The sequence below is a fragment of the Bacillus sp. FJAT-53060 genome, assembly GCF_037104745.1.
Classification (GTDB): Bacteria; Bacillota; Bacilli; order Bacillales; family Bacillaceae; genus Bacillus; species Bacillus stratosphericus_B.
Genome location: NZ_JBAWSW010000031.1, coordinates 12357 through 29010, shown reverse-complemented (window position 1 = coordinate 29010; position 16654 = coordinate 12357). Strand labels below are relative to the sequence as shown.

At 40.3% G+C, this 16654-nt stretch carries 16 protein-coding genes; 12 read left to right on the top strand and 4 right to left on the bottom strand.

All coding sequences use genetic code 11. The features are described 5' to 3' along the window. The first annotated feature begins 9 nt into the window (after positions 1-9). Positions 10-93, top strand: coding sequence for an IS3 family transposase (locus WAX46_RS15880; RefSeq protein ID WP_426853288.1), 84 nt, complete (start codon positions 10-12; stop codon positions 91-93). Between the two features lie 53 nt (positions 94-146). On the opposite strand, the gene WAX46_RS11815 is transcribed toward WAX46_RS15880, so the two are convergent. Further along, positions 147-374 (bottom strand): YlaI family protein, encoded by a 228-nt coding sequence (locus WAX46_RS11815; protein ID WP_226569832.1) that lies wholly within the window; start codon positions 372-374, stop codon positions 147-149. Between the two features lie 103 nt (positions 375-477). Then, positions 478-1095 carry a YhcN/YlaJ family sporulation lipoprotein gene (locus WAX46_RS11810; RefSeq protein WP_226569824.1) on the bottom strand — a complete coding sequence of 206 codons (618 nt, stop codon included), beginning with the start codon at positions 1093-1095 and terminating at the stop codon, positions 478-480. A gap of 137 nt (positions 1096-1232) precedes the next feature. On the opposite strand from WAX46_RS11810, the gene WAX46_RS11805 reads away from it, so the two are divergent. Next, entirely contained in the window at positions 1233-2555 is a 1323-nt protein-coding gene (locus WAX46_RS11805; RefSeq protein ID WP_226569830.1) for a PhoH family protein, read from the top strand. Between the two features lie 15 nt (positions 2556-2570). Here WAX46_RS11805 and WAX46_RS11800 read toward each other — a convergent pair whose 3' ends face one another. Beyond that, positions 2571-3053 (bottom strand): peptidyl-prolyl cis-trans isomerase, encoded by a 483-nt coding sequence (locus tag WAX46_RS11800; RefSeq protein ID WP_226569822.1) that lies wholly within the window; start codon positions 3051-3053, stop codon positions 2571-2573. Positions 3054-3173: 120 nt separating this feature from the next. Between WAX46_RS11800 and glsA the strand changes: the two genes are divergently transcribed. The 5 genes from glsA to WAX46_RS15875 all read left to right on the top strand — a co-directional run bounded on the left by glsA (position 3174) and on the right by WAX46_RS15875 (position 10093). Beyond that, the gene (glsA, locus tag WAX46_RS11795; RefSeq protein ID WP_226569820.1) at positions 3174-4103 is read left to right on the top strand and encodes a glutaminase A; all 930 of its coding nucleotides are present in this window, start codon (positions 3174-3176) and stop codon (positions 4101-4103) included. A gap of 86 nt (positions 4104-4189) precedes the next feature. Continuing rightward, entirely contained in the window at positions 4190-4471 is a 282-nt protein-coding gene (locus WAX46_RS11790; protein ID WP_336494077.1) for a YlaN family protein, read from the top strand. Between the two features lie 209 nt (positions 4472-4680). Beyond that, positions 4681-5892: a putative lipid II flippase FtsW gene (gene ftsW, locus WAX46_RS11785; protein WP_226569818.1), complete on the top strand. Its 1212-nt coding sequence runs from the start codon at positions 4681-4683 to the stop codon at positions 5890-5892. Between the two features lie 79 nt (positions 5893-5971). After that, positions 5972-9418, top strand: a complete 3447-nt coding sequence (gene pyc, locus WAX46_RS11780; protein ID WP_226569816.1) for a pyruvate carboxylase — start codon at positions 5972-5974, stop codon at positions 9416-9418. A gap of 405 nt (positions 9419-9823) precedes the next feature. Then, positions 9824-10093: a hypothetical protein gene (locus WAX46_RS15875; protein WP_442895669.1), complete on the top strand. Its 270-nt coding sequence runs from the start codon at positions 9824-9826 to the stop codon at positions 10091-10093. On the opposite strand, the gene WAX46_RS11775 is transcribed toward WAX46_RS15875, so the two are convergent. After that, positions 10036-10959 (bottom strand): COX15/CtaA family protein, encoded by a 924-nt coding sequence (locus tag WAX46_RS11775; RefSeq protein WP_226569814.1) that lies wholly within the window; start codon positions 10957-10959, stop codon positions 10036-10038. The two genes, WAX46_RS15875 and WAX46_RS11775, sit on opposite strands and share 58 nt — an antisense overlap. A gap of 392 nt (positions 10960-11351) precedes the next feature. On the opposite strand from WAX46_RS11775, the gene cyoE reads away from it, so the two are divergent. From cyoE to ctaF, 5 genes are all read left to right on the top strand, one after another. Beyond that, positions 11352-12269 carry a heme o synthase gene (cyoE, locus tag WAX46_RS11770; RefSeq protein ID WP_226569812.1) on the top strand — a complete coding sequence of 306 codons (918 nt, stop codon included), beginning with the start codon at positions 11352-11354 and terminating at the stop codon, positions 12267-12269. 279 nt (positions 12270-12548) lie between these two features. Further along, positions 12549-13616 (top strand): cytochrome c oxidase subunit II, encoded by a 1068-nt coding sequence (gene coxB, locus WAX46_RS11765; protein WP_226569810.1) that lies wholly within the window; start codon positions 12549-12551, stop codon positions 13614-13616. 195 nt (positions 13617-13811) lie between these two features. After that, on the top strand, positions 13812-15683 hold the full coding sequence (gene ctaD / locus WAX46_RS11760; RefSeq protein WP_226569808.1) for a cytochrome c oxidase subunit I: 1872 nt from the start codon (positions 13812-13814) through the stop codon (positions 15681-15683). Next, positions 15683-16303, top strand: coding sequence for a cytochrome c oxidase subunit III (gene ctaE / locus WAX46_RS11755; protein ID WP_264188778.1), 621 nt, complete (start codon positions 15683-15685; stop codon positions 16301-16303). The genes ctaD and ctaE overlap by 1 nt, the downstream gene beginning before the upstream one ends. Positions 16304-16305: 2 nt before the next feature. Further along, entirely contained in the window at positions 16306-16635 is a 330-nt protein-coding gene (gene ctaF, locus WAX46_RS11750; RefSeq protein WP_003211520.1) for a cytochrome c oxidase subunit IVB, read from the top strand. Positions 16636-16654: the final 19 nt, after the last annotated feature.

Sequence of the window (16654 nt, the reverse complement as noted above, 5' to 3'; positions counted from 1 at the left end):
GAAGATTACATTCAATTCTATAATCACGATCGATTCCAGAAAAAATTAAACCAGTGTGCTCCGGTAGAATACCGTCACACACTGGCAGGTTAGGCTTTTTATAATTGTCTACTTGACAGGGATAAGATCACATGTTCAGGTCTTTTTTATGTCTTGTTCTTTTTTTCCTTTTTTTTCTTTTTCTCTTTCGTCGCAGGATCTTGATAAAGAGAGAATATGCCAGTTTTGATGCGTGCTTCTGTCTTTACTTTAATTCTTTCTTGGCAATCATCGCACATATATGTATGAATCGGTCGATTTCTTAATCGCTTTGCAACAAGTGTATCGTCATCTATTGTTTCAATCTTTTCACATAATGAGCACTTCACTCTCATCATATTCACCTCACTTTATTGCATTTATTATAACATGTTTTCTGATTCACTTGAAATCAACGTAGAAAAAGGCTTATATCACAGGAGATATAAGCCGTTCTCATTATTTCTTCTGATTCATATGGTGGTTTGATTGATCGTTTTGGTTTTTTTCTAACTGCTTTTGATCATGTTCCTTGAGCTGATTATTCGGATCGTTTGTCGGATCTGTTTCGTGACGATCGATTTCATTTTGAGGCATCTCTGGCATGACGCGTCCAACAATGGCAGCTAGTTCATCCATAATCCCACTAACAGGGCGGCCTGCTTGAATTTCTTTACCCATCTGTTTTAAACGGCTGACTGTATCCGGGTCAGCGACGACAACAGCATTCGCACCCTCTGGATCATTTTTCAGTGCTTTAGCGACTGAATATTTAATGGTTTCTACTTTGCTTCTATCTAAATCATCTTTTACATCTATTCCAACAACAGCATAGCGGCCAATGACAATGGCAGTTGCATCATTTACATCCGCTACGTGCTCTGTCACATTGACAAGATGCTGTGCAACATCTGTTGATGGGCGGGGTTGATCGGTATTTTTCTTGGTTGAGTCTGACACTCGTACTAAGTGCTGGCGTCCATCTTGCCTGTCCTTAGCCTCTGGATTTTCCCGATTCTGGCAAGCGCCTAAGATGATGATGGTTTGAATCATGAATAATGTAAAAAATAGTCGCATGTGTATTCCCTCCTTCACAAACTGATGATTTATTTTATTGTTGAATTAACCTTCTAACTTTATTCATGAAAACATATATTTTAACAATCGTTTTGGGAAAGACAAGGATGAATGAACCCGATCAGGAGGCGAAGGACCTGAGTAAAATCTATGTATTAGATACAAACGTGTTATTACAGGATCCGAATTCAATCTTTTCATTTGAAGACAACGAGGTCGTTATTCCAGCCGTTGTGTTAGAAGAAGTAGACTCGAAAAAAAGATATATGGACGAGGTTGGACAAAATGCTCGGCGCGTCTCACGTTTAATCGATGGACTGAGATCTAAAGGGAAACTACATGAAAAAATTACGCTCGAGTCAAAAGGGACGCTGCGCATTGAACTGAATCATCGCTCGTTTCACGAGCTTCAAGAAATTTTTATCGAAAAAACAAACGACAATCGCATTTTGGCTGTAGCAAAAAACTTGAGTTTAGAGGAAGATACAAAGCCTCATGGCCGTCCCGTCATTTTGGTCAGCAAGGATGTCTTGGTGAGAGTAAAAGCGGATGCCATTGGGCTGCAAGCAGAGGATTTTTTAAGTGATCGTGTGCTACAAAATGAAGACATTGAAAATGGCTATGACGAGCTTTATATTCCGACTGAGCAGCTAAATACATTTTATAAGCAAAATCAATTACGCGTAAAAGACATGACCAATGTCCCGTTAAATCCTCGTCAATTTGTGATTATGAAGGGAAATGAAGGCGGTTCTGCTTTAGGCATACTTGATCAAAAGGCAGAGCACGTCAAGCGGCTCATTTATGATCAAGAACATATTTGGGGAATTCGCCCGAAAAATGTCCAGCAGACGATGGCGCTAGAGTTGCTTTTGCGACGTGATATTCCCCTCGTGACACTTATCGGTAAAGCGGGGACAGGCAAAACCTTGCTCGCACTTGCTGCTGGGCTGATGCAAACAGAGGACCTCGGCATGTTTAAAAAGCTCATCGTGGCTCGCTCAATTGTTCCTGTTGGAAAGGATTTAGGCTACTTACCAGGAGAAAAGGATGAGAAGCTCAGACCGTGGATGCAGCCGATCTATGATAATCTGGAGTTTTTATTTAATACAAAAAAACCTGGTGAACTGGATGCGATCTTAGCAGGGATTGGTTCTATCCAAGTAGAAGCTTTAACCTATATTCGCGGAAGAAGTATACCTGATCAATTTATTATCATTGACGAGGCACAAAATTTAACAAAACACGAGGTGAAAACGTTATTAACGCGAGTCGGAGAAGGAAGTAAAATTGTGCTGATGGGAGATCCAGAGCAGATAGATCATCCCTATTTAGACAGCTTAAATAATGGGCTTACGTATGTGATTGAGCGCTTCAAAGGGCAGCAAATATCTGGACATGTCAAGCTTGTCAAAGGAGAAAGGTCTGGACTTGCACAGCTTGCAGCTGATTTATTATAGTCCAGCCCCTGCCCCTTATGTAATGATTAACTCTTTCACACCTTTAATCGGCTGAGTAAAGTTGGACTGATCCTCAAAATAGACGTGGATTGGTCCTTTTTCTGTAATAGGCTTTCCATTTTGGCTGAAATGAGCAATGCTTTCCATCGCTTGAGAGAGCGGCACGGCAATTGTTTCAGTTTCTGTGACAAATTCACACGTGCTCGCTTGTTCAAGCGGTTCTGCATTTTTCAGCATGTCGCCTAGCTTCATACCAAAGCTGCCTGTAACGAGTCGTTCTTTTTCGTACTTCTTCTCTGTTTTTAAAGTGGGCGGAAGTGTTTGTCCTTCTCTTATGACCCGCTCTTGGTCAAGCTCCTGATCAAGCTGCTTTTCTTCGATTGTTGTCTTTTTCTTAAAAAATGAATCCATTAAAAATTTGCGGTCATCGAAAATCCACACACTTGGATCAATGGTGATCTTGTAGCGTACGTTCCCCTTAATTTGAATAATGCTCATGTTTAGGTCAACCCCTTTCCATTATAAATTATAGAAGTTTTCGCCCGCTTTGTCACTTTCATAAACAAGCTTCTCATTGAACACACTAATCTTACATGCAAAAGTAGGGAGGGCATTAGCATGGTATGTCAGGACAATGAAGAGCTTCAGCGATTTGTAGAAGAGGCGAAAAAAGTGGCCAAGGATGGTAAAGTAGCATCTTATATTCCTGCGCTCGGTAAAGCGGATCAGGCAGATTTATCTGTGGCTGTTTATCATGTAAGTAATATTTGCCACTCGGCAGGAGACGTTGATAAAAGGTTTACTTTGCAAAGCATTTCAAAAGTATTAGCGCTGGCGCTCGTGCTCACAGAGGAAGGGCCCAAAAAAGTGTTTGAATATGTTGGGCAAGAACCTACAGGGGATCCATTTAATTCTATGATTAAACTTGAGACAGCAAGCCCGAATAAGCCGCTTAATCCAATGATTAATGCAGGAGCGCTGGCAGTAACAAGTTTAATAAGAGGTAGGACGCATCAGGATCAACTCAACCGATTGTTGTGTTTTGTTAGAGAGCTTGCCAATGACACAACCATTACATATTGCAAAGAAACAGCGTCATCAGAATTTGACACATCTATGATTAACCGCGCCATGTGCTATTACATGAAGCAATATCATATCATTGAAGGACATGTGGAAGAGGTCATGGACGTATATACGAAGCAATGTGCCATCATGATGAACAGCTTGGATTTGGCGAAAATTGCTTGTGTTTTTTCATTAGATGGCAGGCATCCCGAGACGGGGAAACAAATCCTTTCGAAAGATGTCGCTAGAATTTGTAAAACCTTTATGGTGACTTGCGGAATGTACAATGCAAGCGGAGAATTTGCAATTAATATCGGAATTCCTGCCAAAAGCGGTGTTTCAGGTGGTATTATGGGGGCAGCACCGTATGATTTTGGTATTGGTATTTTCGGACCTGCCCTAGATGAAAAAGGAAATAGCATTGCTGGTATTAAGCTACTTGAGCTCATGAGTGAAAAATATGAGATGAGCATCTTTTAATGATTAAATCTGCTTGCAATTTTGGGCGTTTCGCTTTATGATAAATAGAAGAATTAGGTACTCGCCAGGGGAACGGAGGGATACTTTTGGCGTCAGAAATCTTAGTCGATCATCGGCAAAAAGCACTGGCTTTATTAAAATTGGATGCAGATAAAATTTTAAAATTGATCCAAGTGCAAATGGACAACTTAACGATGCCGCAATGTCCTCTTTATGAAGAGGTTTTAGATACTCAAATGTTCGGATTATCGAGAGAAATTGATTTTGCTGTCCGACTTGGATTAGTTGATCAACATGAAGGTAAGAAACTACTCGATAAACTTGAGAGAGAGCTTTCCGCACTTCATGATACGTTTACAAAAAAATAATGATTGAAAACTCAAACTTCCACAAAATAAGTTTGGGTTTTTTTGTCATCAATTTTATCTTCATCAACAGATGATAATCGGACTTGATTCTTTCATCACAGACGAACAATATAAAAGAGGTAAAACGGGATCAAACGGAGAAAATGTAGTAGAATAAGAACAGCTATGAGGTTATACACAGTAGAAACAGACGTTAGGAAGAGGATTATATGTTAAAGAGAATGCTAAAATCGTATGACTACTCATTATTGTTCGCCATTATATTAATTAGCGCATTCGGTTTGGTGATGGTATACAGCTCAAGTATGATTACATCTGTTATCAGGTATGATGCCGCACCAGATAACTTTTTTAAGAAACAGCTTCTATTTATGATTGTTGGAGCAGTCATATTGGTTTTTATAGCACTTGTTCCATATCAGCTGTTTTCAAATAAAAAATTCCAGATCGTTATGTTGCTGCTTTCTGTCTTTTCACTTATCTATGTGTATTTTGGCGGCCACATTGCTGGGAATGCAAGAAGCTGGATTAAATTAGGACCTTTTAGTCTTCAGCCAGCGGAATTTGTGAAGATTGTCGTCATCATCTATCTTGCTGCTGTGTATGCAAAAAAGCAGCATTATATTGATCATATTTTAAGAGGGGTAACACCTCCAATCGTTATTGTCTCGATTTTATGTGGATTTATCATTTTGCAGCCAGACTACGGGACAGCCTTTATTATTGGCATGATTGCCTTTGCGATGATTTTATGCTCAGGCTTTAGCGGTAAAACGCTCGCAAAGCTGTTAGCGCTATTTAGTGCGGTGATGGTCGTCGTGACACCGTTTATTATTCTCTTTTGGGATAAAATTTTTACGCAAAATCGTCTAGGACGTTTTGAGAGTTTCCAAGATCCATTTAAAGATGCAGGTGCCACTGGGCATCAATTGATTAATTCATACTATGCGATTGGATCAGGCGGGTTTTTTGGTCTTGGTCTTGGAGAGAGTGTGCAAAAGTATGGGTACCTTCCAGAGCCACATACAGATTTTATCATGGCGATCATATCTGAAGAGCTTGGCTTTTTCGGTGTATTTTTTGTCCTCGCACTACTTGGTTTTATCGTTGTGAAAGGTTTTTATATTGCGAGAAAGTGTGAAGATCCGTTTGGAAGTTTGCTTGCAATAGGGATTTCCTCGATGATTGCGATCCAAACGTGTATCAATTTAGGCGGTGTTTCAGGTCTTATTCCAATCACAGGGGTGACACTTCCGTTTATCAGCTACGGGGGATCATCGATTATTTTACTGAGTGGATGTATGGGAATATTGCTGAATATCAGCATGTTTACTGAATATAAAGAGCGTTATAAAAAGAAAAAATCAATCAGCAAACCATCGGTTCAAAAAAATGGATTGCAGAAAACTTTGAATCTTTAGAACACAAAAGTGTACAGTTACCATTTCTTCCTTTATGATAGAGTACATATAAAATTTTAAGGGATATGGAGGAGTGAGAATGTCACAGAGAACAATTCAAAAGGTTCTAGTTGCAAACAGAGGGGAAATTGCTATCAGAGTCTTCAGGGCCTGTACGGAGCTCAATTTACGTACAGTGGCGATTTACTCAAAAGAAGACTCGGGCTCTTATCATCGCTATAAAGCAGATGAAGCATATCTAGTTGGGGAAGGAAAAAAACCGATTGATGCCTACCTTGATATCGAGGGGATCATCGAAATTGCAAAGCGAAATGACGTGGATGCGATTCATCCAGGGTATGGATTTTTATCCGAAAACATTCATTTTGCAAGACGATGCGAAGAGGAAGGCATTCAATTTATCGGTCCAACTTCTCAGCATCTAGATATGTTTGGCGATAAAGTGAAGGCGAGAGATGAAGCAAAAAAAGCTGGAATTCCAGTCATTCCAGGAAGTGACGGACCGGTTGATTCCATCAAAGAAGTCGAAAAATTCGGTGAAGAATACGGATATCCGTTTATTATTAAAGCTTCACTTGGCGGCGGCGGCCGAGGTATGCGGATTGTCAGATCGAAAGAGGAGCTAAACGAAGCGTATGACCGTGCAAAGTCAGAGGCAAAAGCTGCTTTTGGGAATGACGAGGTATACGTAGAAAAGCTAATTCAAAATCCGAAACATATTGAAGTGCAGGTGATTGGTGATAATCACGGCAATATCATTCATTTATACGAGCGTGACTGCTCTGTCCAAAGACGTCATCAAAAAGTCATTGAAGTTGCACCAAGTGTGTCTCTTACAGATCAATTACGTGAAGACATTTGCGAAGCGGCTGTACAGCTAGCTCGAAATGTGACGTATATCAATGCAGGAACTGTAGAGTTCTTAGTGGCAAATGGTGAGTTTTATTTTATTGAAGTCAATCCTAGGGTACAGGTTGAACACACGATCACAGAAATGATTACAGGCGTAGATATCGTCCAAACCCAAATCCTTGTCGCAAAGGGTCATGACCTTCACAGCAAAGGAGTAGGTATACCAAAGCAAGAAGATATCTTCACACATGGGTATGCCATTCAATCAAGGGTTACGACAGAAGATCCTTTAAATGACTTTATGCCGGACACAGGAAAAATTATGGCCTACCGTTCAGGCGGGGGATTTGGTGTCCGTCTTGATACAGGGAACAGCTTCCAAGGTGCGGTCATTACGCCTTATTACGATTCATTATTGGTCAAGCTGTCAACGTGGGCGCTCACATTTGATCAAGCTGCTGCTAAAATGGTTCGTAATTTACAAGAATTCAGGATTCGGGGGATTAAAACCAATATCCCATTTCTTGAAAACGTCGCAAAGCATGATAAATTCCTTAAAGGAGAATATGATACGTCGTTTATCGATTCAACACCAGAGCTATTTAATTTCCCTAAGCAAAAAGACCGTGGAACGAAAATGCTTGCTTATATTGGTAACGTTACCATCAATGGGTTCCCTGGGATTGCGGAAAAAAAGAAGCCTCATTTTGATAAACCGAATTTACCGAAGCTTCTAGTCCATGAAAAGATTCCTTCTGGGACAAAACAATTTTTAGATACGCATGGACCTGAAGGACTTTCCAATTGGGTGAAAGAGCAACACAATGTTCTTTTAACGGATACAACCTTTAGAGATGCGCACCAATCTCTGCTTGCGACACGCTTCAGAACGCATGACTTAAAGAAAATTGCCCAGCCAACAGCAGGGGTATGGCCAGAGCTATTCAGTATGGAAATGTGGGGCGGTGCTACATTTGATGTTGCGTATCGTTTCTTAAAAGAAGATCCATGGGAAAGATTGAAAGAGCTTCGTCAAGAAGTTCCAAACACCTTGTTCCAAATGCTTTTAAGATCATCAAACGCTGTAGGTTATACAAACTATGCGGATAATGTCATTAAAGCATTTGTGAAGGAGTCGGCAGAGGCGGGCATCGACGTGTTCCGTATTTTCGATAGCTTAAACTGGGTCAAAGGCATGATGCTTGCCATTGATTCTGTTCGTGAATCAGGCAAAGTGGTTGAGGCGGCCATTTGTTATACGGGGGATATTCTTGATCCATCTCGTCCGAAATACGACCTTAAATACTATGTATCTCTTGCGAAGGAGCTCGAATCAGCAGGCACTCATATTTTAGGTATTAAAGATATGGCGGGATTATTAAAGCCACAAGCAGCTTACGAGCTTGTATCTGCTTTAAAGGATGAGCTCACGATCCCTATCCACCTTCATACACATGATACGAGTGGAAATGGACTATTCACCTATGCAAGGGCGATCGATGCTGGCGTTGATATTGTCGATGTTGCTGTCAGCTCTATGGCAGGGCTTACGTCTCAGCCAAGTGCGAGCTCATTGTATCATGCGTTAGATGGACATGAAAGAAAGCCAGAAATGAATGTCAAAGCTGTAGAAAGCCTTTCTCAATACTGGAATTCTGTCAGAAAATACTATCATGAATTCGAAAGCGGTATGAATTCTCCGCATACAGAAATTTATGAGCATGAAATGCCTGGCGGTCAGTATAGTAACTTGCAGCAGCAGGCAAAAGGTGTTGGCCTTGGCGATCGTTGGAATGAAGTAAAGAAAATGTACAGACGTGTGAATGACATGTTTGGTGATATTGTTAAGGTCACACCATCCTCTAAAGTAGTTGGAGATTTGGCACTTTATATGGTGCAAAATGATCTAACAGAAGAGGATGTTTATGAAAAAGGAGCAACGCTTGACTTCCCAGATTCTGTTGTTGAATTATTTAAAGGCTATTTAGGACAGCCGCATGGTGGATTCCCAGAAAAACTGCAAAAGCTGATCTTAAAAGGGGAAGAGCCACTCACTGTGAGACCAGGTGAGAAGCTGAAGCCAGTGGACTTTGAAGAAATTAAAAAACAGTTCAAAGAATCACATGACCTGACATTGACAGAACAAGAGGTGATTGCATATGCACTATATCCGAAAGTCTTTTCTGAATTTGTCCAAACAGCAGAAAGTTATGGTGATATCTCTGTTCTTGACACACCAACGTTTTTCTACGGGATGAGACTTGGTGAAGAGATTGAGGTAGAAATTGAAAAAGGAAAAACCCTCATTGTCAAACTGGTATCAATTGGAGAACCGAATCCAGATGCCACAAGAGTCATTTACTTTGAGCTCAATGGTCAGCCGCGTGAAGTGGTGATTAAGGATGAAAACATTAAATCCTCCGTGCAAGAAAAAATGAAGGCGGATCGTTCGAATCCAAATCACATTGCCGCATCAATGCCAGGCACCGTGATGAAAGTGCTTGTTGAAAAAGGTCAGAACATTTCACAAGGTGAACACCTGATGATCAATGAAGCCATGAAAATGGAAACGACTGTACAAGCACCATTCTCTGCAGTCGTGGATGAAATTCATGTCTCGAATGGAGAACCGATTCAAACCGGTGATTTGCTTATTGTATTAAAGACTGAATAATGGGTGAGACACATCCATAGCGATGTGTCTTTTTTTGAACACATTAAAATGTGCAGCGACAAGAGAGAGTGATTACACTATAGATTGAGGTGAAGAAAGTAAGATATGCGATTGGATGATCATATCGCCTTGTCAAAAGCGATTACATATGCGAAAAAACCTCAGTACCTATTATTTGCTTTTTATCATCTAGACCTTTAAAGAAATGGAGCTTGATTTAAACCATGAACATTTCTTTCAAAACTTGGCTCATTTCGTCAAGGAAGTGAGAGAATCTCAATTATATGTTCATCTTTTCCATGATGATGTCTTGCCCGCTTTTCAACAGGTTATGAATATTTATGACATCAACGCGGTCTTTTTTATTGAGTACCAAGTTGGAATTGGGATCCAAGCGGAGAATTTATCAGAAGATATATACCAGAACTACAACATGTCGATGAAAAATGGGTTCATGAACCAAGTAACTTGTCGATAGATGAACAATTCAAGTGGATACATATTTACTGCCTACTGTCAACCATCAAGAAAGGCGCAAAAAAGACATTTTGCTATTTCAAGAAGCAAAACAACAGTAAAAGAAATCCCCCTTTTCGCATAAAGGGGGATACATATTTTTATTTGAATGGCTCTCTGTTTTCATATTTAAACCGGGCAATGAGTAAGCAGAAGTAGCATAGTACCCCAAACAAACAAGAAATAAAGAATGAATGAGCAAGCGCATAGCCAAGTGCAAGATGAGAATAAACAGACATTACACCTGAAATCGCTTGAAGTGTAATCAGAATGGCTGAAATGATCCATCCATAATACAGCTGCTTCTGTTCTTTATAATGTTTAATGGCATGGAACATAGCGACAAATATCCAGACGAATAAAAGAAGGGCTGCTGCTCGGTGAGACATTTGTACCCACTGATTAAAATAAGTCGGAAGTGCGCCGTCTTTTGAACAAAATGGGAAGACAGAACAAGCAAGACTTGATTTTGTATGTCTCACATAAGCACCCGTATACACCACGATATACGTATAGGTGATCAACCCATAAATATGGAACTGCATCCTTTTGCCGATATGAAGCGGCTTCACGAGCTTTGTTTCAGATCTGGTTGCCTCAAACACAAGAAGGGCTAGCAGTAAGACTGAAGCAAAAGAAATCAGCGAAATACCGAAGTGAAGTGCCATTATAAGTGCGTTAGAACCAAACACTACCGCAAGAGCCCCTAACAGCGCTTGAAGCAGTAAAAATATAATGGACATGATAACCAAGAATTTGGTTTCACGGAACACTGGACTAATTTTTTTCCAGCATAAAATCGCCAGTGCCAGTACAAGAATGGTGGAAACTCCTGTTGACATGCGGTGACTCCATTCGATGATGGAGGCAGGGTTCATTTCAGGAAAGAAACGACCGTGGCAAAGGGGCCACTGTCTACCGCAGCCTAGACCAGAGCCAGTCTTTGTAACAAGCGCACCGCCAATCAGAACGATCAACATCACAAACGTTGTGACAACGCTTAATAGCCTTAAAGCAAATTTCATCAAATTATTTCACCTTCTCTAAAGAACTTCTGATACAAATGAAAACCTCACATACTCTCAAGTTTAAGCCAAATGCGTGTTCTGGTGCAATTCTTAATAACCAAAGTTCACAAAAAAATGATAAGGTCATTCACAAAGTTTACAGATTTAGAGTGCTTGATCTTTCTTTGACAGTCTGATAGAAATAGAGAAGGGAATATTTCATTTTGCACCACTTTCTGAACCACACACAATCCTAATAAATTCACGAAAAGTTCACAAATAACTTCAAGTTTGTCGTTTATTATTTAATAGGATGTTTTTTTACAGCTCTTTATCTTGTATGATAGAGTTGTAACGATTTTATGTATCATTTGTCAGTTTGAAGGTTTGGGCAAGGGAGGTTATACACATTGGCAAATTCCAAAACAGCCGCGGAAGCAGCTATTCATGGACAAATAGAAGAAACAACAGCTTGGAAAGATTTTCTTGCTCTTATTAAAATGGGCATCGTTAATTCCAACTTCATTACAACATTTACTGGAATGTGGCTTGCTTTTTATTTTACAGATATGAGTTTCCTTGGGAATCTTGATATTGTTCTGTTAACAATGATTGGTTCTTCTCTTATTATTGCCGGTTCATGCGCCATTAATAATGCGTTTGACCGTGATATTGATATACTAATGGAAAGAACAAAAACAAGACCGACTGTAACAGGTAAAGTTCAGCCAGGGCAAGCGTATGCATTTGGCACGTTGCTTGTCGTACTGGGACTCATTATGCTTCTGATGACAACTATTACATCAGCAGTGATTGGATTTATTGGTGTATTTACTTATGCGGTTCTTTACACCATGTGGTCTAAACGCCATTACACTATTAATACAGTCATTGGAAGTGTATCTGGTGCAGTTCCGCCATTAATCGGCTGGACAGCTGTAACAGGCACAATCGACACAACGGCTTGGGTTTTGTTTATGATTATGTTCATTTGGCAAATCCCGCACTTCCTGTCACTTGCCATTAAGAAAACGGAAGATTATCGCAAGGCAGGTATTCCAATGCTTCCAGTTGTCTATGGATTTGAGGTTACAAAGCGCCAAATCATCATTTGGACTGCATGTCTTCTTCCACTTCCATTTTTCTTAGGTGGATTAGGATGGCCGATTGTTGCGCTTGGCACATTGCTAAACATTGGATGGCTCGTGCTTGGCCTATTGGGCTTTAAAATGAAAGACATCATGAAGTGGTCAACACTGATGTTCGTTTATTCATTAAACTACTTAACGATCTTTTTCGTTGCGATGATTATTATTACACTATTTTAGAGTGAAATCCACTTTGATCACATCAAAACAAAGGCTATATCTTATAACACAACATTTTCTTACAACTATGAAAGCCGCCTGATATTCAGTTCTATTTAGGTGGTTTTCTGTTTATACATAGATGGTATTTTGAGTAAAAACATCATTTTTTTATGAAAAGAGGAAATGTAAGTGCTTTTATAAGAAGCGGGGGTTATTGATGGGTAATAAGTGATTTTATAAATAAGAGGTAAAAAGGGAAAGGCAAAGGAGATCAAGCAAAAGGGGTTGGGACAAATTATGATAAGAAAATGGCGTGTTTATTCACTGTTTCTCTTACTGACGCTTGTTTTGGCGGGCTGTGGTGAACCATACTTATCAACACTCAAGCCAGTTGGGGAAGTAGCAGATAAACAGTTTTTCCTGACGGTACTGAGTACACTCATTATGGTTCTTGTCGTCATTGTTGTATCGATCATTTTCTTTTACGTCATCATTAAATTCAAGCGTTCTAAAGTGGGAGAAGATACGATTCCAAAACAGGTGGAAGGGAACCGTAACCTAGAAATTACATGGACAGTGATTCCAATTCTTCTACTCATTATTCTCGTTGTACCTGTTGTGGCATACACGATTGGGCTAGGGGATACAAGTGCGATGGATAAGAAAAAAAGAGATCCTGAAAAGACACTTGTCGTAAATGTAAGAGCAAGCTTATATTGGTGGGAATTTGAATACCCTGATTATGGGATTGTCACAAGTCAGGAATTGATTGTACCAACAGATCAAAAGGTATACTTTAAGCTGAAAGCATCAGATGTCAAACACTCTTTTTGGGTTCCATCAGCTGGCGGTAAAATCGATACAAACACAGAAAACGAGAACAAGTTTTATTTAACATTTGATTCGAAACGAACCAAAGATGCAGGAGAATATTTTTACGGGAAATGTGCAGAGCTTTGTGGTCCATCGCATGCTTTAATGGACTTTAAAGTTAAAACGCTTTCTCAAGATGAGTTTTTAGGATGGACCAAAAAGATGGCAGATTACAAAAAGCCTACATCTACATCAAACATAGCCCTAGAGGGTGAAAAATTATTTAAAGAGAAAAACTGCTTAAGCTGTCATGCAGTAGAGCCTGGGGACGAACGGCCAGAAGCGGCAAGGACGGCTCCAAACCTTGCAACCTTCGGAGAGCGAACGAAAGTAGCTGGGATTAAAGACATGAATAAAGAAAATGTAAAGGCATGGCTAAAAGATCCTGAGAGCTTTAAACCAGGTAATAAGATGACAGGGACGTACCCTAAATTAAATGACTCAGAAGCAGATGCACTCTACGAGTATTTAAAAGATCTTAAAGCAGAGTAGCTCCATTTGTGGCTGCTAATTGGAGCGGCGGAATCTAATGATTTTTCAAATGGGTATGTGATCTATGTGAAGTTTTTGTTAAGAGCTCCCGAACATGTCTCTACATCCGAGAAGTAGTCATACAGTCTGTTTTAAAGATCGTTAAGATAGACATCTATATGAAAAGGGGCAAATGGGAGATAAGAGGGGGATTTCATGGTGAGTACAATAGCTAAAAAGCGGGGGTTTGGTGCTGTCTTATGGGATTACTTGACGACGGTTGACCACAAAAAAATTGCCATACTATATTTAGTGGCAGGAGGATTTTTCTTTTTGGTTGGCGGTCTAGAAGCGATGTTTATCCGTATTCAGCTAGCCATCCCTGAAAATGATTTTGTTAGTGCAGGAGTTTACAATGAAATCATGACCATGCATGGAACGACAATGATTTTCCTTGCAGCAATGCCGCTTTTATTTGCATTAATGAATGCGGTTGTACCAATTCAAATTGGTGCACGTGACGTAGCATTTCCGTTTATCAATTCCCTTGGTTTTTGGCTTTTCTTTTTCGGAGGAATTTTCTTAAACCTTGGCTGGTTTTTAGGCGGATCACCTGATGCGGGCTGGACTGCATACGCGTCACTCACGCTAAATTCAGAAGGGCATGGTATGGATTTCTATATTTTAGGTTTGCAGATAGCAGGTATTGGTACACTCATAGCTGGTATCAACTTTCTTGTCACGATCATTAATATGAGAGCGCCTGGTATGACGTATATGAGAATGCCGCTCTTCACTTGGACGACATTTGTCGCATCTGCACTTATTTTGTTCGCATTCCCTCCATTAACAGCAGGGCTTGCGATGCTGATGTTTGACAGAATGTTTGGCACGAGCTTTTTCAATCCAGATCTTGGAGGAAATACGATCATCTGGGAGCATTTGTTCTGGATTTTTGGACACCCAGAAGTATATATCTTAATTCTTCCAGCATTCGGAATTTTCTCTGAGATCATTCCAGTGTTTGCGAGAAAAAGATTGTTTGGTTACTCGTCGATGGTGTTCGCCACTGTATTAATCGGTTTCCTTGGATTCATGGTGTGGGCGCATCACATGTTTACAACAGGTCTGGGACCTATTGCAAATGCCATCTTTGCGGTAGCCACTATGGCGATTGCAGTGCCTACAGGAATCAAAGTATTCAATTGGCTGTTGACCATTTGGGGCGGTAATGTCAAATTTTCGACGCCAATGCTGTATTCCGTCGCTTTCATTCCGTCATTCTTACTTGGCGGTGTAACTGGGGTCATGCTTGCAGCAGCTGCAGCTGATTATCAGTTCCATGATACGTACTTTGTTGTGGCGCATTTCCACTATGTCATTATCGGTGGTGTGGTATACGGAATTTTAGCTGGTGTGCATTACTGGTGGCCTAAAATGTTTGGGAAAATACTCGATGAGAAGCTTGGGAAAATTAGCTTTGTGCTCTTTTTCATCGGTTTCCATTTAACGTTCTTTATCCAGCATTTCTTGGGTCTGTGGGGGATGCCGCGCCGGGTATTTACGTTCCTGCCAGGTCAGGGTCTCGAGCTTGGGAACTTAGTCAGTACGATTGGTGCATTGTTTATGTTTGTCGCAGTGATCATCATGCTGATTAACGTCATTTGGACAACAGCAAAAGGAGAGCGTGTGTCGAGCGATCCTTGGGGAGATGGACGAACACTTGAATGGGCAGTGTCTTCGCCTCCACCGGAATATAATTTTAAACAGCTTCCGCTTGTAAGAGGACTTGATCCGTTATGGATTGAGAAAATGGATGGTAAAAAAGAAATGACAGCATCTGAACCACTTGATGATATTCACATGCCAAACAATTCAATCTTGCCTATCATTATCTCATTCGGTCTTTTTGTGTCAGCATTTGGCTTTATGTATCGTCAAGAACACAGCTGGGGTCTTCCGGTGATCTTGATTGGACTTGGTATTACGTTTGCGACCATGCTGGTTCGATCTCTTAAAGATGATCATGGATACCATATACACAAAGAAGATTTGATCGATGACGATGATAAAGGGGTGAAAGCTTAATGGAACCACAAAAAATGACAGCGGAAACCTTTCCGGCTTCTCCTGAGAAAGCCACGTTAGAAGGAAAGAATAAGTTCGTTGGGTTCTGGTTGTTTCTTGGGGGAGAAACCGTTCTGTTTGCATCTTTATTTGCCACTTACTTGGCACTGAAAAACTCAAATGCAGGCGGGGCAAAAACAACTGATATGTTTGACCTCACACTTGTCTTTATTGCCACAATGCTCCTGTTAACGAGCAGTTTAACGAGTGTGTATGCAATGTATCATATGAAAAACTTTGCCTTTAAAAAAATGCAGCTTTGGCTCGGCGTGACCGTTCTATTAGGTGCTGGATTTTTAGGACTTGAAATTTATGAGTTCTATCACTATGTGCATGAGTATGAATTTACTATTACCAGCTCTGCTCTTGGTTCTGCTTTCTATACATTAGTGGGAACTCACGGGGCTCACGTTGCATTTGGACTTTGCTGGATAACCGCTCTTATCATTCGAAATATGAGACGCGGACTAGATTTATACAATGCACCAAAATATTATGTGGCAAGTCTATATTGGCACTTCATTGATGTTGTGTGGGTCTTCATCTTTACCGTTGTATATTTAATGGGAATGGTGGGATAAGAATGGGAAATAAAAACACAAATCAGTCCAAAGTCGATCTTGTATATCGTAAAAAGAAAAATGCCGAAGAAATGAAGCATCAGCTCATTTCTTTTGGCTTGATGATTGGATTAACATTTGTTGCATTTTTAACGATTGCTTCTGAAGACGTCGGGAATTGGTTCGCAGTACCATTTATTTTACTGCTTGCAGTCATTCAGGTGGCTTTTCAGCTTTATTATTTTATGCACATGAACCAAAAAGGGCATGAAACACCCGCATTGTTTCTTTATTCAGGTGTGTTTGTCGCGTTTATTACCGTATTAGCCTTTTTGACCATTATTTGGTGGTAAGCCCGGTTTGCCCTTGAAG

Coding starts and splice junctions, on each gene's coding strand:
- WAX46_RS11815 (WP_226569832.1), bottom strand. CDS start 374: ATGAGAGTGAAGTGCTCATTATGTGAAAAGATTGAAACAATAGATGAC.
- WAX46_RS11810 (WP_226569824.1), bottom strand. CDS start 1,095: ATGCGACTATTTTTTACATTATTCATGATTCAAACCATCATCATCTTA.
- WAX46_RS11800 (WP_226569822.1), bottom strand. CDS start 3,053: ATGAGCATTATTCAAATTAAGGGGAACGTACGCTACAAGATCACCATT.
- glsA (WP_226569820.1), top strand. CDS start 3,174: ATGGTATGTCAGGACAATGAAGAGCTTCAGCGATTTGTAGAAGAGGCG.
- ftsW (WP_226569818.1), top strand. CDS start 4,681: ATGTTAAAGAGAATGCTAAAATCGTATGACTACTCATTATTGTTCGCC.
- pyc (WP_226569816.1), top strand. CDS start 5,972: ATGTCACAGAGAACAATTCAAAAGGTTCTAGTTGCAAACAGAGGGGAA.
- WAX46_RS11775 (WP_226569814.1), bottom strand. CDS start 10,959: ATGAAATTTGCTTTAAGGCTATTAAGCGTTGTCACAACGTTTGTGATG.
- coxB (WP_226569810.1), top strand. CDS start 12,549: ATGATAAGAAAATGGCGTGTTTATTCACTGTTTCTCTTACTGACGCTT.
- ctaD (WP_226569808.1), top strand. CDS start 13,812: ATGGTGAGTACAATAGCTAAAAAGCGGGGGTTTGGTGCTGTCTTATGG.
- ctaE (WP_264188778.1), top strand. CDS start 15,683: ATGGAACCACAAAAAATGACAGCGGAAACCTTTCCGGCTTCTCCTGAG.
- ctaF (WP_003211520.1), top strand. CDS start 16,306: ATGGGAAATAAAAACACAAATCAGTCCAAAGTCGATCTTGTATATCGT.